Below are 18,293 nucleotides of genomic sequence, written 5' to 3'. Positions count from 1 at the left end.
CACTGTCGGGGTGACCCCTCCCGCCGCCGGCGGGTGGCGGGAGGGGGACCCGAACGGGCACCGGCGGTGGGTGACCGGTGAGCTGCCGGGCCTGGGGCTGCCGCTGCGCGTCGCCTACGAGACGTGGGGGACGCTGGACGCGTCCCGGTCCAACGCGGTGCTGGTCCTGCACGCGTTGACCGGGGACAGCCACGCGGCCGGCGTCGCCGAGCCCGGCCACCCCACCGACGGCTGGTGGGACGGGCTGATCGGCCCCGGGCGGGCGCTGGACCCCGCGCGGTGGTTCGTCGTGGCCCCGAACGTGCTGGGCGGCTGCCAGGGCACCACGGGGCCGCTGACGCCCGCAGCCGACGGGGTGCCGTGGGGTGCCCGGTTCCCGCGGATCTCGGTGCGCGACCAGGTCGCCGCCGAGGTCGTGCTGGCCGACGCGCTCGGGGTGTCCTCGTGGGCCGCCGTGGTCGGCGGGTCCATGGGCGGGATGCGGGCGCTGGAGTGGGCCGTGTCCGAGCCCGCGCGCGTCCGGTCGCTGCTGGTGCTGGCCGCGCCCGCCGCGTCCACGGCCGAGCACATCGCGTTGGCCGCGCCGCAGCTGCACGCGATCCGGGCCGACCCGGTCCCGGGGATGGGGATCGCCCGGCGGATCGCCCACCTGAGCTACCGCACGGCGGTGGAGCTGGAGGACCGGTTCGGGCGGGACGTGCAGGAGGACGGCCGGTACGCGGTCGAGTCCTACCTCGACCACCACGCCGAGAAGCTGATCCGGCGGTTCGACCCGTGGTCCTACGTCCGGCTGACCGAGGCGATGAACGGCCACGACGTCGGTGCCGGCCGCGGCGGGGTCCGGGCGGCCCTGGGCCGGGTGACCGCGCGCGCCGTGGTGGCCGGGATCGACTCCGACCGGCTGTACCCGTTGGCCCAGCAGGCGGAGATCGCCGACGGGCTGGGCGTGCCGCTGCGGGTGGTGCGCTCGGCGGCCGGGCACGACGGGTTCCTGCTGGAGGTCCCGCAGGTCGCCGAGCTGGTGGGCGAGCTGCTGGAGGTCCCGGCGGCGGTGGACAGCGGGGTCGGCGCCGCGGAGCGTTGAGGGCGAAGGGACGGGCCCGCGGGCGTGATGCCCGCGGGCCCGTCGTTCTGCTGGTGCTCCTTCAGCGCGGGAGGGTGGTGCGCCTCTAGAAACCGGCGGTGATGCGGGTGAACTCCCAGTCCGGCTGGGGAACGCCGGAGCAGTTGCTCGACACCTGGCCGTCGCAGCCGCCCCGGTCGCGGTTGACCGCCCAGAACGAGAACCGGCCCAGGCCGTTGGCCTTCGACCAGTCCCGCAGCTGGGTCCACGTCGCCGTGGTGGTGGTCTCGCGCTGGTCGGACAGGCCGTTCATGCCGGAGATGCCCGAGTGGTTGAACGCGACCGCGTCCGTCCAGCCGAACACCGCCTTGAGCTTGTCCTTCAGGGCCGTCGTGGAGTTGATCGTGTCCGTCTTGATGTCCGTGCTGCCGAAGTCGAACGGCATCAGGGTGTACACGTCGATGTCCGAGCCGATGGCCTTGCTGCGCTCGATGAGGCGGTTGCCGTGCGAGTTCGGGCCGGTCTTGGTCGTCGGGATGGTGACGATCGTCTGGATGCCCGGGTTCGTCTGCTTGACGATCTTGAGGGCTTCCAGGATCCGGTCCTGCACGGTCGCGTTCTCGAACTCGTCGGTGTTCTCGATGTCGATGTCGATCGCCTTGAGCTTGTAGGCGTCGATCACCTTCTGGTACGCACCCGCAAGCGCTTGCGGGGTGGAGCAGTTCGGGCCCAGCTTGTTGCCGCTCCAGCCGCCGAAGCTCGGCACGATGTCGCCGCCGGCCGCGCGGATCTGGTTGATCGCGGTCTGGTCGATGCCGCCGGTCAGCGGGCGCTGACCGTCCCAGCTCGGGTTGCAGCCGTTCTGGGCCAGGACGAACGCCATGGTGAACCACTTGACACCGGTGGCGTTCATGACCGTCGCGGGTGCGGGCGGGTTGCCCCACCCGAGGAACAGGTACGGCGCGCCGCGGCCGCCGACCGGGTCCGGGTTGCCCGGCTGGGTGGTGCCGGTGGCCTGGTTGGACGCGGGCGAGGTGTTGCCCGCGGCGTCCCGGGCCTTGACGGTGAACTGGTACGCCGTGGCCGGGGTCAGGCCGGACACGGTTGCGCTCGTGCCGGAGACCGTCGTGGCCACCGAGGTGCCCTGGTAGACGTCGTACGCGGTCACGCCGACGTTGTCCGTGGACGCGGTCCACGACAGGGACACCGTGCTCTTCGTGGTGCCGGAGACGCTGAGGTTGGTCGGCGCGGTGGGCGGGGTGGTGTCGTTCGGTCCCCCGCCGCCGGTGCACGGGCCGCCGTTGACCGTGCAGTTCGCCGGGACACCGCTGCCGGTGCCGACGAAGCCGAAGGTGCGGTTCGCACCCGCGGCGATGCCGCCGTTGTACTCCCGGTTGGTGGCCACGTAGTGGTTGCCGGTCTTGGTGATCAGCGCGTCCCAGTACGAGCCCATGGCCGTGCCCGCGGGCAGGTCGAACTCGACCTTCCACGTGGTGACGGCACCGGGGCCGCCGTTGGCGATGGTGAACTTGCCCTCGAAGCCGCTGCCCCAGTCCTGGGGCTTGGCGAACGTGGCGGTCAGGCCGGCCGCGGCCGAGGCGGCCGGGACGGACAACGCGAGCGAGCCGATGGTCAGGGCGCTCGCCGCCAGCAGTGCGCCCAATCGTCGTTTCATAGGAACTCCTCGGCGGATTGGCAGGGTAATCGCGCCCACCGGGGAGACTGGTCTAGACCATAGCTATTGTCAATGGTCTTTACTCGTCCAGTGCCGTCTCGATCCAGGGTGCTACGGACAGATCCCGGACCTCGCACTCCAGCGCGAGCTTCACCGTCCACCGCAACGCTTGCAGCACGACCGTCGCCAGCTCCTGCGGCTGCCCGTTGGCCAGGGCGATCTCGATCTGCTCGGCCGCCGCCTCCTGGTCGCCGTGCACCTCGGCGAGCAGCGTCCGGATCGCGGTGCGCACCGGCGGGTCGGCGTCGTCGATCGGGACCTCCTGGCCGTCCTCGTCGAAGACCTGCATCTTGACCGGGGTCGCGCCGCCGGAGCCGAGCGCGGACACCATGTCGCTGCACTCGGAGAACAGCAGCAGCACCAGCTCCCGGATCTCCTCGTTGCCCTCGGGCGACCCGCTGAGGTAGCCGGTGACCAGGTCGACCGCGACAGCGTCCTCCCCGACCTTGGCGGCGGCCAAGGCCTCACCGGCGACGGCGGTGAGCCGTGCCCAGCGATCCGGATCCTGCTGCGGGTGCATTCGGCCATCTTCCATCACGGAGTAGGGGCGCACAGCTCTGTCGTATTGCCTACCCGTTGGCGTTCGGGTGCCGCAACGCCTTGCCGTGTGCTCCGGGGGGTGCTACCCCGGTATGACACCCCGTGGTGTCATGTGCCGCGCGACGTGGGCATTTAGCATCGGGGTGTGCTCCGTTCCCTGCTCCAGGTCGTGCTGCTCCCCGACCGCGCGCGGATCTTCGGGCAGTGGCGGTTCCGGCGCTTCGGGCAGGCCGCGGTGCTGGGCTACGGGCTGCTGATCGCCGTCGGGGCGTCCGCCGAGTACGTCCAGCACCAGGACCCGGACGGGTGGTGGCCGCTGCTGTTCGCCATCGTGCTCGGCAGCTTCGCGCTCACCCTGTTCTCGGTGCTCGCCGCGTGGCGGTTGGCGACGGCCGGGCTGTTGCTGACGCGGCTGGTGTTCGACGCCGAGCCCGGGGTGCTCGGCAGCTGGGAGTGGTTCTGGTACCTGCCCGTCATGCTGGTCGTGGGGCTGTGCTGCTCCGGCCGGGTCATCGGCTGGGTGGCCTTGATCACCACGGCGACCGTGTACCTGTTGGCCACCACGCGCGACCTCGACTACGCCCTGCCCACGACGGGCCTGGTGCTGCTGATGCTGGTGCTCGGGTACGCGTTCGGGTCGCGCGGGCGCGCCGAACGGCGGTTCCACGAGGAGCGCGACGAGAAGGCGGTGCTGGTCGAACGGGCCCGCATCGCGCGCGAGATGCACGACGTGGTGGCGCACCACATGTCGATGGTGGTGGTGCGGTGCGAGACCGCGCCCTACCGGATCTCCGGGCTGCCCGAGGCGGGCCTGCGGGAGTTCGCCGAGCTGGGCGCGGCGGCCCGCGCGGCGATCACCGACATGCAGGGGCTGCTGGGCGTGTTGCGCGCCGACGACCAGCGGCCGGACCACGCCCCGCAGCCCGGGTTGGCCGACATCCGGGTGCTGGCCCCGCAGGCGTCGGTGGCCGACGTCGAGGTGCCCTCCGCGGTCGGGCTGACCGCCTACCGGGTCGTGCAGGAGGCGTTGACCAACGCCACCCGGCACGCGCCCGGGTCCGCCGTGTCGGTGGTGGTCTCGGCGGTCGACGGGGCGGTCGAGGTGTTCGTGCGCAACACCGCCGGCGGGCCGTCCACGGGCGGGGGCGGTGGGCACGGCCTGGTGGGCATGAGGGAACGTGTGGCGGTGCACGGCGGCACGGTGACCGCTTCGTCCACAGAGGACGGCGGCTTCGCGGTGCGCGCGCGGATTCCGTTGGGGGAGCGTTGATCAAGGTTCTGGTGGTGGACGACCAGGAGATGGTCCGGGAGGGGTTCTCGGCCCTGCTGGACGCCCAGGCGGACATCGCGGTGGTGGGCGCGGCCGGCGACGGCGTCGCGGCGGTGGCCGAGGTGCGCCGGCTGCGGCCGGACGTGGTGCTGATGGACGTCCGGATGCCGGAGCTGGACGGGCTGGCCGCCACCCGGCTGCTGGCCGACGACCCGGTGAAGGTGCTGGTGCTGACGACGTTCGACCTCGACGACTACGTGTACGAGGCGTTGCGGGCCGGCGCGTCCGGGTTCCTGCTCAAGCACGCGCCCGCGCGCGAGCTGCTGGAGGCGGTGCGGGTGGTGGCGCGCGGTGACGCCCTGCTCGCGCCGTCGGTGACCAGGCGGCTGATCGAGGACTTCGTGAAGGCGCAGCCGGTGGCGGTGGTGAGACCCGCCCGGCTCTCGGCGCTGACCTTGCGGGAGACCGAGGTGCTGCGGCTGATCGCCACCGGCCTGTCGAACTCGGAGATCGCCGCCCTGCTGGTGCTGGCCGAGCAGACGGTGAAGACCCACGTGAGCCGGGTGCTGATGAAGCTCGGGCTGCGCGACCGGGCGCAGGCGGTCATCGCGGCCTACGAGTCCGGGCTCGTGGTACCGGGGTAGCACCGGCAAGAGGCGACCCCGGTGTGACGAGCCGGGCGGGGTCGGCTTCCTAGCTTTGGCGGCCATGCGGAAGACGATCGCGGCGCTGGCCGCCTTGCTGGTGCTCGTGACGCCCGACGGGGCGGCGGCCGAGGTGGACCGGGTGCGGGTCTTCGGTGACCTGGCCACCGCTCGGCACGTCGCGGTGGTCGTCCCGGGGTCCGATGTGGACGGTGCCCGGTTCGACCGCACGGTGGGGCGGATGGCCCGCTCGCTGCACGGCGCGGTCGGCCGGTCCGACGTCGCGGTGGTGGCGTGGCTGGGCTACGAGACCCCGTCCGGGGTCGGCGTGGACGCGGCCGGCGGGCGATTGGCGCGGGCCGGGGCCGGGTCGCTGGCCCGGTACGTGCGCGGGCTGCCGGGACAGGTGCACCTGCTGTGCCACAGCTACGGCTCGGTGGTGTGCGCGCTGTCCGGCGTCGAGGTGGCGGACGTGGTGTTCCTCGGCAGTCCCGGCGTGCGGGTGGCCTCCGCCGGCGACCTGCGGGCCCGGGTGTGGGCCGCGCGCGGTGCCGACGACTGGACCCGGTGGGTGCCCGAGGTCCGGATCGGCGACCTGGGGCACGGCGTCGACCCCACCTCCGCCGCGTTCGGGGCGCGGGTGTTCGACCCCGGCTCGGCCCGCCGCCACGACCAGTACTTCGACCCCGGCACCGAGTCGTTGCGGGTCCTGGCCCGGATCTCGGCGGGGGAGCGGCCGTGACCCGCGACCCGGCGGTGGACGCCGTGCGGGCGTTGGCGATCTGCGGTGTCGTGCTCGGGCACTGGCTGGTCACGGCGGTGGTGCTGACCGACGCCGGGCTGGTGGTGGACAGCCCGCTGCGGTGGCTGCCCGAACTCTCGTGGCTCGGCTGGCCGCTGCAGACGCTGGGGCTGTTCTTCTACGTCGGGGGCTTCGGGGCGGCCCGGTCGACGACCCCGTGGCCGGCGAAGGTCCGCCGGCTGGGGTGGCCGGTCTGCGCGCTGCTCGGGGCGTGGGCGGTGGTGCTGTTCGGCATGTCGGCGCGTGGGCTGCCGCAGCAGACCGTGCTGACGGTGGCGTTCCTGGTGGTGACGCCGCTGTGGTTCCTGGTGGTGCACGTCGTCCTGCTGGCCGTCACGCCGTTGCTGCGCCGGATGGGCGGGTGGGGAGTGGTCGTCCCGATCGCGCTGGTGGCGCTGGACGTCGGCTGGGTCAACGTCCTGGCCGTGTGGTGGGCGCCGTGGCAGGTCGGGATCCTGGTCGCCCGGCACGGGCAGCGGCGCTCGTGGGGTGCGGCGCTGTTCGTTGCGGGCGCGGTGGCGTTCGGGTTGTTGCTGCACAACGGTTACCCGGCCAGCGCCGTCGGGGTGCCCGGTGCCGCCGAGTCGAACCTGTTCCCGCCGTCGCCGGTCGCGCTGGCGCTGGCGCTCGCGCAGATCGGGCTGGTGGTGCTGGTCCGGCCGACGTTCCGGGCGCCCCGCCTGAACGCCCGCGCGCTGCCGATCTTCCTGGTGCACCAGAGCGCGCTGCTGGTCGTCACGCTGGTGGGCGCGGCGTTCGGGCCGCTACGGGGCCTGCACACGGTGCCCGGCGACGGGCTCTGGGTGCTGGAGCGGCTCACCTGGCTGCCCGTGTTCGCCGCCGTCACCCTGGTCCTGCTTGGGTATCGCCGCCAGCAGGGCGACCGCGATCGTCACGACGTGCAGCGCGACCATCGGACCGGTCGGCTCCGGCGCCAGCAGCGGCGGGACGCAGGCCAGGGCGGTGAGCAGCCAGGGCCGTCGGCCGTGGCAGGTGCCCGACCGGGCGGTGTGCAGCAGGTACCAGCCCAGCAGCAGGTGGATCAGGTTCTGCATCGGGTCGACCTGGAGCACCACCAGGGTGGCCGAGGTGCCGGCGAAGCCGGTGACGACGAAGCCGAGCACGCCCAGCACGCCGTAGCCGACGCCGAGCGTCGCGGCCAGCCGGGCGCGGTGGGTCTCCCGGGTCTGGCAGGCCACCAGCGCCCCGGCCCGCTCGAACCGGTGGAACACCAGCAGGACCGGCAGCAGCAGGAGGACCAGCACGGCCAGCCAGCGCGGCCGGGTGGCGATCCAGTCGAACGCGGCGGGCGCGTCGAGCAGGCCGAGCACGCCGATCACGGCGGCCAGCGCCGTCAGGTAGCCGAGGTAGACCGTCATCGGGGCGCGGCGCACGTAGTCCACGACCCGCCACGGCCGGCTGCCCGCGAGCCACGCCGACACCCGGTCGCGGACCAGCAGCACCGCGCAGATCTGGCCGAGGCCGAGCACCAGCAGGCAGACCGTGGGCGGGCTGAGGTTGGAGCCCGGCTGGCCCGGCACGGTCATCATGGTGCCGGGATAGCCGCCGAACGCGATCAGCGCGAGCAGCGCGGGCACGGTGAGCATGGCCAGCAGGGCGAGCACCCGCCGGGACACCCGGGGCAGGCTGCCGTCGGTGTAGTAGAAGCCGAGCTGCTGCAGGAACAGCGCGCCGAGCACCAGGTTGAGGTGGCCGCCGGTGCGCCAGGACAGGCCGATCCGCAGCGCGTCCACGACGATCATCAGGCCGATCAGCGCGACCGGCGTGACCAGCCGGGCGTGCCGGTGCAGCCAGGCCATGACCGGGGTGGCGGCGACCGCGACCAGGTACAGCCCGAGGAACCACAGCGGGTGCGCGATCAGCCGGCCGAACACCTCGACGCGCGATTTCGGGACGTCCAGGAATTCCAGCGGCAACGGCAGCACCACCCACGCCAGGATGAATGCCAGTACCGGTCGCAACAACCAGCTGATCCGACTGGCGAGATATCTCCCGTAACCACCACCGGACATTTGCACGGCCCGCCAGCCGAGCAGGTTCGCGTGGCCGCCGGCGAAGTAGAAAAGGGGAATGGTCTGCAATCCCCAGGTGAGCAGCCAGAGCCAGTTCGGGCTCACCCCGGCCCAGTGCAGGACCGTCAGCAATGACTGCCCGACCACCACCAGGCCGAGGCTGGCCAGCCGCAGGAACGCCGCGAAGCGGTCCTCGCCGGTGCTCTCGGACCGCACCGGGCCGGCCGACGCGGCCCGTCGCCGGGGCAGCCGCGCGATGATCAGCAGGACCACCACCGCACTGCCGAAACCCCAGGCCAGGATGGGTTCGTTGCCCGGCGGGCCCCAGCGCTGCCGCCACGAGTTGAACTCCAGCCCGGCGGCGTAGAGCCGCGCCACGGCGTGGCACCGCGCGCCGCTGTCGCGCGGGTTGAGGTCGCACTGGGCGTGCATGTCCGCGCCGAGCCGGGCGTCGAGCGCCTTGCGCGCTTCCGGCGGCAGCGGGCGGCCTTTCTCCTCCGCGTAGCGCAGCAGGTCGTAGCCGAGGTCGTGCGCCCGGCAGCCGACGCCGAAATCCCATTCGGTGTCGCCGGCCGGCCCCGAACACCCGCCGGTCGGGTCGACGGCGCGGGTCGTGCCGTCCGGTGCGACGACCACGGCCGGTACCCGGTCGGTCACCGTGCGGAAATCAGCCGGAAAGGACGTGAGGGGCGAAACGCCTGATATCGGCCGGGTCATCGCCTCCACCGCGCGGGCGGCGACCAGGACGTCACCGGTGAGCGGTCCGTCGTCGCCGGCCCCGGCCGGGCGGGAGGCGACCACCCCGCAGACGAACACCGCGACCGCCACCACCAGCACCCGGAACCAGGCCGGCAGCCGGGTCAACAGCCGGACACCCGGCCACCCGCTCTTGACGCTGTCCACCGTGGCGTCGCTCATCGGAATTCGAGGTTACGGATCGGCAACGTGGCACGCCAACCGATCAACCCCACCCTCACGCGGGGGCCTGCGCCTACTCCGCGCCGGGGGTGCGCTGGGGTGCGTGCGGGCAGCTCCCGACGTCGGTCCAGCGGACCTGCTTGCCGCGCCGCTCGCCGAACCGGCCGCCCGGGTGCAGGCACTCGTGCCCGCCGACCTCGCCGGTGTCCGGGTCCGTCCACCGGTAGTACCGCTTGCCCCGGTCGCCCGGGATCTCGTCACCGCTGACGAACTTGCGCGGTTCGCCGTCTGCCATCGCCGTCCTCCTCCTGGTCGGGGCCCCGCCGGAACTGCCCGGCTCCCGGAACTGTCCGGCGTGCGGGACCGCCCCGCGCGCGGTGGTCGACCCATCGGGTGGCCGGTTCTCGCCCGAAGGGGTGGTCAGCGCGGGCAGGTGTCCGGGCGGGACCGGTGCTCCTGGTCCACCGCGCCCCGGCGCAGCGCGGCCGCCCGGTCGTCGAGCCCGGCCTTGCGGACGTTCGCGCCGGTCAGGTCGGCCCCGGTGAGCGTCGCACCGGTGAGGTCCGCGCCGACGAGCTGCGCACCGGCCAGCCGCGCGCCGGTCAGGTCCGCGCCGGTGAGCCGGGCGTCGGCGAGGTCCGCGCCGGTCAGGTCGGCCCCGGTCAGGTCGGCGTGGCGCAGGTCCGCGCCGCCCAGCCGGGCGTGCGACAGGTTCGCCCGGGACAGGTTCGCGCCGAACGGGTGCGGGTCGTCGGCGGCGTCCACGTCGAGCCGGGCCCCGGCCAACCGGGCCTCGCCGAGGTCCGCGCCGCGCAGGTCGGCGACCCGCAGCGAGGCCCCGGTCAGGTTCGCGCAGCGCAACGCGGCGCCGGGCAGCTCCACGCCGTCCAGGCAGCTGCGGGCGAAGTTGACCGCGTGGCTCGCGCCGACCTCCAGCGCGGTGTCCAGCGCGGCGGCCACGTCGACGGGGCCGCGCCCTACGTCGGCCGCGCACCCGTCGGGGCCGAGCTCCCGGTGCCGCCGGACGTAGGCGGACAGCACGCGGCCCACGGTGGGCCGGTGGTCGGCCGAGTCCCGGGCGATCGTGCCGAGCGCGTAGATGCCGCCCAGCCGGACGTGCGGCTTGTCGTGGCCGGTCTGGTCGACGGCCTTGGTGAACCGCTCGGCGAGCTGCGCGGTCATGGTCGCGTCGACCTGGCGGCGGGTCTCGTGCAGCGAGAGGCTGGTGAACACCAGCGCGACGACCGTGACCAGCGACGTGACCAGCCCGCCGAGCTGGGCCCAGGTCCGGGCCCGCAGGCGGGTGCGGCGGCAGTTCGGGCACCGGCGGGTGCGGCGGCCGGCGACGGCTCTCCTGATGATCACGACCAACGCCATCGGCCACGAGCCGGCCCGCCTTGAGCGGGGCGGCGTGAGCGGGTGGTCCGGTTTGGGCGGCGCGGCTCGGCTCGGCGGGGCGGCTCGGCGGGGCGGCTCGGCGGGGCGGGGTCAGGCGGTGGCGAGCACGCCGGCGGTGGTCAGCGAGGCCAGCGCCATCCGGGTCAGCAGCGCCGCCATCTGGTCGCGGTCGAGGTGGGAGCTGTGCGGCGTGGAGTTGATCAGGCCGAACACGGCGTGCGCGGCGGCCCGCGCGGTCGGCTCGTCCACCGCGACGGTCTCCTTCAGGGTGGTCACCCACACCTCGACGTACCGGCGTTGCAGCGCCCGCACCCGGCGGCGGTCCGGGTCGGTGAGGTTCGCCAGGTTGCGCATCTGCACGGTGATCAGCGCCGGGTCGTCGAGCGCGAAGTCGACGTGCCAGCGGACCAGGGCGTGCAGCGCGGCGGTCGGGTCCGGCGAGGTCGAGACCCGGGCCAGCCCGCCCTCCAGCAGCCGCTCGGAGATGGAGGTCAGCATCTCCCCGAGCATGGCGTCCTTGCTGCGGAAGTGCCGGTAGAGCGCGGGGCCGGAGATCCCGACGGCCGCGCCGATGTCGTCGATGCCCACCCCGTGGAAGCCGTGCCGGGCGAACAGCTCGGCCGCCGCGCCCAGGATCTGGTCCCGGCGGGATTGCTTCACTCCATCGGTTGACACCAGGTCATCCTAAACGGGCCGACCTCCCGTCGTAAACGAGCGTTAACCGATCGGTTGGTGGAAGATCACCAACCGGCCGCCGACGTGCGCGGTTAACTGTTGACGCAGTCTTTTTATATAGCCCTACCAACTGGTAACACTTGTTGTGCCACGCATCACAACCCTGCGCCTTTTTCGCCTCCGGGAGGCTCCCGATGCGCCCCATCCGAACCCTGCTCAGCGCCGCGGTCGCCGCCGCCGCGGCGCTGCTCGTCGTCGCCGTACCCGCACAAGCCCAGGCGGGTGCGAATTACGTGGCCCTCGGTGATTCCTACTCGTCGGGAACGGGCACCGGCAGCTATTACGGCGACAGCGGCTCCTGCAAGCGCGGCCAGTACGCGTACCCGGCGCTGTGGGCGGCCTCGCACGCCCCGGCGAGCTTCAAGTTCGTCGCCTGCTCGGGCGCGCGCACCGGCGACGTGCTCGCCAACCAGGTCAGCGCGCTCAGCGCGTCGACCACGCTGGTCAGCATCTCGATCGGCGGGAACGACGCCGGCTTCACCGACGTGATCACCACCTGCACGTTCGGCTCCGACCAGGGCTGCGTGAACCGCGTCGAGCAGGCCAAGTCCTACGCCACGAGCACGCTGCCCGGCCTGCTGGACAACGTCTACGCCCAGATCCGCAACCGCGCCCCGTCCGCGCAGGTCGTCGTGCTCGGCTACCCGCGCCTGTACAAGGTGCCGGGGTCGTGCTCGGTGGGCCTGAGCGACACCAAGCGCTCGGCGATCAACTCCGCCGCCGACACGCTGGCCTCGGTCACCGCCGGCCGGGCCGCGGCCAAGTCGTTCACCTTCCGCGACCTGCGCGGTGCGTTCGCCGGCCACGAGATCTGCTCCTCGGCCTCGTGGCTGAACAGCCTGTCGTTCCCGACCGTGGAGTCCTACCACCCCAACCGCGACGGCCAGCGGCTCGGCTACCTGCCGCAGCTGACCGCCGTGACCGGCTGACGTCCGCCTCCGCACCGAAGGGGGTCGCTCCGGCGGCCCCCTTCACCATGTCCGGGGCCGGTGGACGAGAGGGTTAACAAGCGCTAACATCTCCTCAGGTTAACGACTGCTAACCGCGAGGAGCCCATGGACGCGCCCGTGCTGCGCAGCGCCGCCGACAAGACCGGCGAGGCCTTCCGGCGGTACACCGACGAGCACACCGCCCTCGTCCACGACCTGCGCGCGAAGCTCGCCCAAGCCGCCCTGGGCGGCCCGGAGAAGTCCCGCGCCCGGCACGTCGAGCGCGGCAAGCTGCTGCCCCGCGACCGGGTGGACGCGCTGCTCGACCCCGGCTCGCCGTTCCTCGAACTCGCACCGCTGGCCGCCGACGGCATGTACGGTGGCGACGCGCCGGCCGCGGGCATGATCACCGGCGTCGGCCGGGTCTCCGGCCGCGAGTGCGTCATCGTCGCCAACGACGCCACCGTCAAGGGCGGCACGTACTACCCGATGACGGTCAAGAAGCACCTGCGCGCGCAGGAGGTCGCCCTCCAGAACCGGTTGCCGTGCGTCTACCTGGTCGACTCCGGCGGCGCGTTCCTGCCCAAGCAGGACGAGGTGTTCCCGGACCGCGAGCACTTCGGCCGGATCTTCTACAACCAGGCCACCATGTCCGGCCGGGGCATCCCGCAGATCGCCGCGGTGCTCGGCTCGTGCACCGCCGGTGGGGCGTACGTCCCGGCGATGAGCGACGAAGCCGTGATCGTGCGCGGCCAGGGCACGATCTTCCTGGGCGGCCCGCCGCTGGTGAAGGCCGCGACCGGCGAGGTCGTCACGGCCGAGGAGCTGGGCGGCGGCGACCTGCACTCGCGCACCTCCGGCGTGACCGACCACCTCGCCGCCGACGACGCGCACGCGCTGCGGATCGTCCGGTCCATCGTCAGCACGCTCGGCCCGCGCGCGGAGCGCCCGTGGCGGGTGGAGCCGAGCGTCGAGCCCGCGGTGAGCCCCGACGAGCTCTACGGCGTGGTGCCCACCGACAGCCGCACCCCGTACGACGTGCGCGAGGTGATCGCGCGGGTGGTGGACGGCAGCCGGTTCCAGGAGTTCAAGAAGGAGTACGGCGCCACGCTGGTCACCGGGTTCGCCCGGATCCACGGCCACCCGGTCGGGATCGTCGCCAACAACGGCATCCTGTTCGGCGAGTCGGCCCAGAAGGGCGCGCACTTCATCCAGCTCTGCGACCAGCGCTCGGTGCCGCTGGTGTTCCTCCAGAACATCAGCGGGTTCATGGTCGGCCGCGAGTACGAGGCGGGCGGCATCGCCAAGCACGGGGCCAAGATGGTGACCGCCGTGGCGTGCGCGCGGGTGCCGAAGTTCACCGTGGTGATCGGCGGCTCGTTCGGCGCGGGCAACTACTCGATGTGCGGCCGGGCGTACTCGCCCCGGTTCCTGTGGATGTGGCCCAACGCCCGGATCTCGGTGATGGGCGGCGAGCAGGCGGCCTCCGTGCTGGCGACCGTGCGGCGCGACCAGCTCGGCGACGCGTGGTCGGCGGCGGACGAAGAGGCGTTCAAGGCCCCGATCCGGCAGCAGTACGAGGACCAGGGCAACCCCTACTACTCCACGGCGAGGCTGTGGGACGACGGCGTGATCGACCCGAAGGACACCCGCACGGTGCTCGGGCTCGCGCTGTCCACGGCGGCCAACGCGCCGCTGGAACCTGTCAACTACGGCGTTTTCCGGATGTGATGGGGATGTTCGACAGCGTTCTGGTGGCCAACCGCGGCGAGATCGCGGTCCGGGTGATCCGCGCGTTGCGGCGCTTCGGGATCAGGTCCGTCGCGGTCTACAGCGACGCCGACGCCGACGCGCTGCACGTGCGGCTGGCCGACGTGGCGGTGCGGATCGGCCCCGCCGCCGCGCGCGAGAGCTACCTGGCCGCGGAGCGGATCATCGACGCGGCAAGGGAAACCGGCGCGCAGGCGGTCCACCCCGGCTACGGCTTCCTGGCCGAGAACACCGAGTTCGCCCGCGCCTGCGAGAAGGCCGGGCTGGTGTTCATCGGCCCGCCGGTCGAGGCCATCGACGCCATGGGCGACAAGATCCGGGCCAAGCTCACCGTCCGCGCGGCCGGCGTCCCGGTCGTGCCGGGCCGCACCGAAGCCGGCATGACCGACGACGACCTGGTCGACGCCGCCGCCGAGATCGGCTTCCCGGTGCTGCTCAAGCCGTCCGCCGGCGGCGGCGGCAAGGGGATGCGCCTGGTGCACGAGGACTCGGCGCTGCGCGACGCGATCGAGTCGGCCCGCCGGGAGGCGCGCGGCTCGTTCGGCGACGACACCCTGCTCATCGAGCGGTTCATCACCAACCCCCGGCACATCGAGATCCAGGTGCTCGGCGACGCGCACGGCACCGTCGTGCACCTCGGCGAGCGGGAGTGCAGCCTCCAGCGCCGGCACCAGAAGATCATCGAAGAGGCCCCGTCGCCGCTGCTCACCCCCGAGACCCGGGCGGCCATGGGCCGGGCCGCGGTGGACGCCGCGAAGTCCGTCGGCTACGTCGGCGCGGGCACCGTCGAGTTCATCGTCGACGGCACCACCGGCGACTACTTCTTCATGGAGATGAACACCCGGCTCCAGGTCGAGCACCCGGTGACCGAGCTGGCCACCGGCGTCGACCTGGTCGAGTGGCAGCTCCGGGTCGCGGCCGGGGAACCGCTGGGGATGGGCGACGTCCCACTGACCAAGTTCGCCGTCGAGGCCCGGGTCTACGCGGAGGACCCCGCCCGCGGCTTCCTGCCGACCGGCGGCACCGTCCTGGCGCTGCACGAACCGCAGGACGTCCGGGTCGACTCGGCGTTGCGGCTCGGCCTCACCGTCGGCAGCGACTACGACCCGATGCTGGCCAAGATCATCGCGCACGGTGACACCCGGGCAGAAGCGTTGCGGCGCTTGGACTCCGCCCTCGGCCGGACGGTGATCCTCGGCGTCACCACGAACATCCCGTTCCTGCGCTCCCTGCTGCGGGACGAGGACGTCCGGGCAGGCAACCTCGACACCGGGCTGGTCGAGCGCAAGCTAGAGTCGTTGACCTACAACGAGATCCCGGACGAGGTGTACGCCGCCGCCGCGCTGGAGCGGCAACTGGCCCCGCGCGGCGACGACCCGTGGGAGCGGACCGGCGGCTGGCGGATCGGCGAGCACGCCTGGACCACCTGGCGGGTCGACGACGTCGACGTGCGCGTGCGCGGTGATGAAGTCGTTGTGGGAGAGGCAGAACCGATCCGGCTCACGGCCTCGGTCGACGGCGGCGAACTCGTCGTCGGCACGCGCCGGTACGCCTTCGCCCGGTCCGGCAACGTGCTGTGGCTCGGCGCGGACGGCCGCACGTGGGCGTTGACCGAGACCGAGCGGTCCGCGATCGCCGCGCACGACAACGCCGGCAGCGCCGGACCGGTCACCAGCCCGATGCCCGGCACCGTGCTCGTCGTGCGGGCCGAGCAAGGCGACCACGTCACGGCCGGACAGGCGCTGTTCGTGGTCGAGGCGATGAAGATGGAGCACACCGTCACCGCACCGAGCGACGGCGTGCTCGCCGAAGTGAACGTCCGAGCGGGCCAACAGGTCGCGCTGGACGAGCCCCTAGCCGTCGTCGTGCCCCACCAGGAGTGAGCGATGTTGGACTTCCGCCTTGACGAGGACTACGAGGCACTGCGCAAGACCGTCGAGGAATTCGCCCGCGAGGAGGTCGCCCCGGTCATCGGCGGGCTCTACGAGCGGGAGGAGTTCCCGTACGAGATCGTCGCCAAGATGGGGCGGATGGGCCTGTTCGGCCTGCCGTTCCCGGAGGAGCACGGCGGCATGGGCGGCGACTACTTCGCGCTGTGCCTGGCGCTGGAGGAGCTGGCCCGGGTCGACTCCTCGGTGGCCGTCACCCTCGAAGCCGGCGTCTCGCTGGGCGCGATGCCGGTCTACCGCTTCGGCACCCCCGAGCAGCAGCGCGAGTGGCTGCCCGCGCTGTGCGCCGGCGAGCGGCTCGGCGCGTTCGGCCTCACCGAGCCCGGCGGCGGCACGGACGCGGGCGGCCTGCGCACCACCGCCCGGCTCGACGGCGACGAGTGGGTCATCAACGGCACCAAGGCGTTCATCACCAACTCGGGCACCGACATCACCGGCCTGGTCACCGTCGCCGCGGTGACCGGCCGCAAGGACGACGGCCGGCCGGAGATCTCGGCCATCCTCGTGCCGTCCGGCACGCCCGGCTTCTCGGTGTCGCGCAAGTACTCCAAGGTCGGGTGGAACTGCTCGGACACCCGCGAACTGTCCTTCCAGGACTGCCGGGTGCCGGCCGCCAACCTGGTCGGCGAGCGCGGCCGGGGCTACGCGCAGTTCCTGCAAACCCTCGACGAGGGCCGGGTCGCCTTCGCCGCGCTCGGCGTGGGCCTGGCCCAGGGGTGCGTGGACGAGAGCCTGCGCTACGTCGGCGAGCGCGAGGCGTTCGGCCGCAAGATCGGGGAGTACCAGGCGATCCAGTTCAAGATCGCCGAGATGGAGGCCCGCACGCACACCGCGCGCCTGGCGTACTACCAGGCGGCGGCGAAGATGCTGCGCGGCGAGCCGTTCAAGCGGGAGGCGGCGATCGCGAAGCTGGTGTCGTCCAACGCGGCGATGGACAACTCCCGCGAGGCCACCCAGATCTTCGGCGGCTACGGCTTCATGAACGAGTACCCGGTGGGCCGGTTCTACCGCGACGCCAAGATCCTGGAGATCGGCGAGGGCACCAGCGAGGTGCAGAAGATGCTGATCGCCCGGGAGCTAGGGCTCAAGTAGGGCCGCGAAGTAGTCCTTCGCGGAGCGGATCGAGGACAGCGGCGCCGCCTGGCCGGCCCACAGGCTCATGTAGTCGGCCAGCGGCTGCTCCGCCGCGAACTCGCGCAACGGCCGCATCAGGCCGTTCTGGTACGGGTACGGCGGCACCGCGCCCTCCTCCGCGGCGAGTTCCGCGATCAGCCGGTTGTGGATGCCGCGCGCGTGCCGGCCGGAGAAAAGCCTTGTCAGCACGGTGATCCGGGCGTCCTGGCCACCGAGCGCGACCTTGTGCGCCTCGGTCGCGCCGGACTCGTGCGTGGCCAGGAACCCGGTGCCGACCTGCACCCCGTCCGCACCGAGCGCGCGGGCCGCGCGGACACCCCTCGCGTCCGCGATCCCGCCCGCCGCGACCACCGGGACCCGGACCGCGTCGACCACCTGCGGCACCAACGAGAACGTGCCCACCAGCGAGTGCTCGACCGGCCGCAGGAACGCGCCCCGGTGCCCGCCCGCGTCGCTGCCCGACGCGACCACGGCGTCCACCCCGCACTCCTCCAGCGCGATCGCCTCCTCCACGGTCGTCGCGGTGCCGAGCACGACGATCCCCTTGGCGTGCGCGGCATCCAGCAGCCACCTCGGCGCGAGACCCATCACCAGGCTGATCACCGGCGGCGCGGCGGCCAGCAACGCGTCCGCCTGGTCGGTGAACCCCGGCACGACCACGTCCCGGGGCGGCTCCAGCCCGAACCGCCGGTACAGCGGTTCGACCCGGGCGATGTGCGGCGCGAGGTCGACCGGTTCGCGCTCGGTCGCCTGCGGCACCCACAGGTTGACCGCGAACGGCTTCCCGGTCGCGCCGCGCAGGTCCCGCACCACCTCGGTGATCGCGTCGGGCTCCAAGTGGTGCGCGCCGAACGACCCGAGCCCGCCCGCGTCGGACACGGTGGCGGCCAGCGCCACCGACGACAGCCCGCCGCCGAACGGCCCCTGGATGATCGGGTGCTCGATGCCGAGCAGCTCGGCGAGCCTCATGCCGCACGCCCGATCCGCAACTGTCCGGCCACTTCCGCGACCCGCTGACCAAGGTGCGCGGCCGTCTCCAGACCGGCCAGCGGCGGGGCCTGCTCGGGCGGCGGCGGGGCCTGGTCGGGCGGCACGGCGGAGAGGGACTGCGCCGTCGCGCCGATGAACCCGCCCAGCTGGTGGAGGTCGGTCGGGCTGCCGCCGGTGCGGTTCCGCCGACCCTGCGCCGACCAGACGTCAACGCATGCTTCGGCGAAGGCCTGGAACACCGCCGAGCGGCCGGCCAGGTGGGTAGGGCAGCCGTCGCACGACAACGCCCCTGCGTTCAGGTCGTGCATGCCGGTCGACGGGGTGGTGCCCGTCGCTCTCGTCACCTTCGCCGTTGGCGTCATGCCGAGGACGGTAGACGACCG

At 72.9% G+C, this 18,293-nt stretch carries 16 protein-coding genes and 1 pseudogene; 9 read left to right on the top strand and 8 right to left on the bottom strand.

Features of this window, described 5'->3' with window-relative positions:
- Positions 1 to 10 precede the first annotated feature (10 nt).
- Positions 11 to 1,084, top strand: a complete 1,074-nt coding sequence (gene metX, locus BN6_RS36280) for a homoserine O-acetyltransferase MetX (protein ID WP_041315348.1) — start codon at positions 11 to 13, stop codon at positions 1,082 to 1,084.
- An 85-nt stretch (positions 1,085 to 1,169) separates the two neighbouring features.
- On the opposite strand, the gene BN6_RS36275 is transcribed toward metX, so the two are convergent.
- Together BN6_RS36275 and BN6_RS36270 are read right to left on the bottom strand one after the other, a co-directional pair.
- Entirely contained in the window at positions 1,170 to 2,738 is a 1,569-nt protein-coding gene (locus BN6_RS36275; protein WP_015104843.1) for a cellulose binding domain-containing protein, read from the bottom strand.
- Between the two features lie 79 nt (positions 2,739 to 2,817).
- Positions 2,818 to 3,318, bottom strand: a complete 501-nt coding sequence (locus BN6_RS36270) for a hypothetical protein (protein ID WP_041315345.1) — start codon at positions 3,316 to 3,318, stop codon at positions 2,818 to 2,820.
- 165 nt (positions 3,319 to 3,483) lie between these two features.
- Here BN6_RS36270 and BN6_RS36265 point away from each other — a divergent pair, with 165 nt between their 5' ends.
- The 4 genes and pseudogenes from BN6_RS36265 to BN6_RS50335 all read left to right on the top strand — a co-directional run.
- Positions 3,484 to 4,608 carry a sensor histidine kinase gene (locus tag BN6_RS36265; protein ID WP_015104841.1) on the top strand — a complete coding sequence of 375 codons (1,125 nt, stop codon included), beginning with the start codon at positions 3,484 to 3,486 and terminating at the stop codon, positions 4,606 to 4,608.
- Positions 4,605 to 5,252: a response regulator transcription factor gene (locus BN6_RS36260; protein ID WP_015104840.1), complete on the top strand. Its 648-nt coding sequence runs from the start codon at positions 4,605 to 4,607 to the stop codon at positions 5,250 to 5,252. The genes BN6_RS36265 and BN6_RS36260 overlap by 4 nt, the downstream gene beginning before the upstream one ends.
- A 64-nt stretch (positions 5,253 to 5,316) precedes the next feature.
- A complete protein-coding gene (locus BN6_RS36255; protein ID WP_015104839.1) occupies positions 5,317 to 5,994 on the top strand; it encodes an alpha/beta hydrolase in 678 nt (225 codons plus the stop codon).
- Positions 5,991 to 6,848, top strand: a pseudogene (locus BN6_RS50335) (acyltransferase family protein); the annotation flags it as partial. The gene BN6_RS36255 and the pseudogene BN6_RS50335, both read left to right, overlap by 4 nt.
- Here the strand turns inward: BN6_RS50335 and BN6_RS36240 are convergent.
- From BN6_RS36240 to BN6_RS36225, 4 genes are all read right to left on the bottom strand, one after another.
- Positions 6,819 to 9,005 (bottom strand): acyltransferase family protein, encoded by a 2,187-nt coding sequence (locus BN6_RS36240; RefSeq protein WP_015104838.1) that lies wholly within the window; start codon positions 9,003 to 9,005, stop codon positions 6,819 to 6,821. The pseudogene BN6_RS50335 and the gene BN6_RS36240 sit on opposite strands and share 30 nt — an antisense overlap.
- Before the next feature lie 73 nt (positions 9,006 to 9,078).
- Positions 9,079 to 9,300 carry a hypothetical protein gene (locus tag BN6_RS36235; RefSeq protein WP_015104837.1) on the bottom strand — a complete coding sequence of 74 codons (222 nt, stop codon included), beginning with the start codon at positions 9,298 to 9,300 and terminating at the stop codon, positions 9,079 to 9,081.
- Positions 9,301 to 9,425: 125 nt separating this feature from the next.
- Positions 9,426 to 10,370, bottom strand: coding sequence for a pentapeptide repeat-containing protein (locus BN6_RS49360; RefSeq protein WP_158509479.1), 945 nt, complete (start codon positions 10,368 to 10,370; stop codon positions 9,426 to 9,428).
- Positions 10,371 to 10,493: 123 nt separating this feature from the next.
- On the bottom strand, positions 10,494 to 11,078 hold the full coding sequence (locus BN6_RS36225; protein ID WP_015104835.1) for an SACE_7040 family transcriptional regulator: 585 nt from the start codon (positions 11,076 to 11,078) through the stop codon (positions 10,494 to 10,496).
- A gap of 194 nt (positions 11,079 to 11,272) precedes the next feature.
- Between BN6_RS36225 and BN6_RS36220 the strand changes: the two genes are divergently transcribed.
- The 4 genes from BN6_RS36220 to BN6_RS36205 all read left to right on the top strand — a co-directional run bounded on the left by BN6_RS36220 (position 11,273) and on the right by BN6_RS36205 (position 16,878).
- Entirely contained in the window at positions 11,273 to 12,067 is a 795-nt protein-coding gene (locus tag BN6_RS36220; RefSeq protein WP_015104834.1) for an SGNH/GDSL hydrolase family protein, read from the top strand.
- Positions 12,068 to 12,193: 126 nt separating this feature from the next.
- A complete protein-coding gene (locus BN6_RS36215; protein ID WP_015104833.1) occupies positions 12,194 to 13,798 on the top strand; it encodes a carboxyl transferase domain-containing protein in 1,605 nt (534 codons plus the stop codon).
- Between the two features lie 5 nt (positions 13,799 to 13,803).
- The gene (locus BN6_RS36210) at positions 13,804 to 15,720 is read left to right on the top strand and encodes an acetyl/propionyl/methylcrotonyl-CoA carboxylase subunit alpha (protein ID WP_041319253.1); all 1,917 of its coding nucleotides are present in this window, start codon (positions 13,804 to 13,806) and stop codon (positions 15,718 to 15,720) included.
- A gap of 3 nt (positions 15,721 to 15,723) precedes the next feature.
- A complete protein-coding gene (locus BN6_RS36205) occupies positions 15,724 to 16,878 on the top strand; it encodes an acyl-CoA dehydrogenase family protein (RefSeq protein ID WP_015104831.1) in 1,155 nt (384 codons plus the stop codon).
- Here the strand turns inward: BN6_RS36205 and BN6_RS36200 are convergent.
- Both BN6_RS36200 and BN6_RS36195 read right to left on the bottom strand, forming a co-directional pair.
- Entirely contained in the window at positions 16,864 to 17,889 is a 1,026-nt protein-coding gene (locus tag BN6_RS36200) for an NAD(P)H-dependent flavin oxidoreductase (protein ID WP_015104830.1), read from the bottom strand. The genes BN6_RS36205 and BN6_RS36200 overlap by 15 nt on opposite strands.
- Complete coding sequence (locus BN6_RS36195; RefSeq protein ID WP_015104829.1) at positions 17,886 to 18,272, bottom strand: hypothetical protein; 387 nt, start codon at positions 18,270 to 18,272, stop codon at positions 17,886 to 17,888. Before BN6_RS36195 ends, BN6_RS36200 begins: the two co-directional genes overlap by 4 nt.
- Positions 18,273 to 18,293 lie beyond the last annotated feature (21 nt).

The sequence above is a fragment of the Saccharothrix espanaensis DSM 44229 genome, assembly GCF_000328705.1.
Classification (GTDB): Bacteria; Actinomycetota; Actinomycetes; order Mycobacteriales; family Pseudonocardiaceae; genus Actinosynnema; species Actinosynnema espanaense.
The sequence above is the reverse complement of the archived record's forward strand: the minus strand, read 5'-3'. Positions and strand labels throughout refer to the sequence as shown.

Bases quoted from the DNA above. Each gene is read 5' to 3' on its own strand.
- BN6_RS36240 (WP_015104838.1), bottom strand. From the start codon at position 9,005: ATGAGCGACGCCACGGTGGACAGCGTCAAGAGCGGGTGGCCGGGTGTC.
- BN6_RS36220 (WP_015104834.1), top strand. From the start codon at position 11,273: ATGCGCCCCATCCGAACCCTGCTCAGCGCCGCGGTCGCCGCCGCCGCG.
- BN6_RS36195 (WP_015104829.1), bottom strand. From the start codon at position 18,272: ATGACGCCAACGGCGAAGGTGACGAGAGCGACGGGCACCACCCCGTCG.
- BN6_RS36210 (WP_041319253.1), top strand. From the start codon at position 13,804: ATGTTCGACAGCGTTCTGGTGGCCAACCGCGGCGAGATCGCGGTCCGG.
- BN6_RS36255 (WP_015104839.1), top strand. From the start codon at position 5,317: ATGCGGAAGACGATCGCGGCGCTGGCCGCCTTGCTGGTGCTCGTGACG.
- BN6_RS36205 (WP_015104831.1), top strand. From the start codon at position 15,724: ATGTTGGACTTCCGCCTTGACGAGGACTACGAGGCACTGCGCAAGACC.
- BN6_RS36215 (WP_015104833.1), top strand. From the start codon at position 12,194: ATGGACGCGCCCGTGCTGCGCAGCGCCGCCGACAAGACCGGCGAGGCC.
- BN6_RS36200 (WP_015104830.1), bottom strand. From the start codon at position 17,889: ATGAGGCTCGCCGAGCTGCTCGGCATCGAGCACCCGATCATCCAGGGG.
- BN6_RS36235 (WP_015104837.1), bottom strand. From the start codon at position 9,300: ATGGCAGACGGCGAACCGCGCAAGTTCGTCAGCGGTGACGAGATCCCG.
- BN6_RS36270 (WP_041315345.1), bottom strand. From the start codon at position 3,318: ATGCACCCGCAGCAGGATCCGGATCGCTGGGCACGGCTCACCGCCGTC.
- BN6_RS36275 (WP_015104843.1), bottom strand. From the start codon at position 2,738: ATGAAACGACGATTGGGCGCACTGCTGGCGGCGAGCGCCCTGACCATC.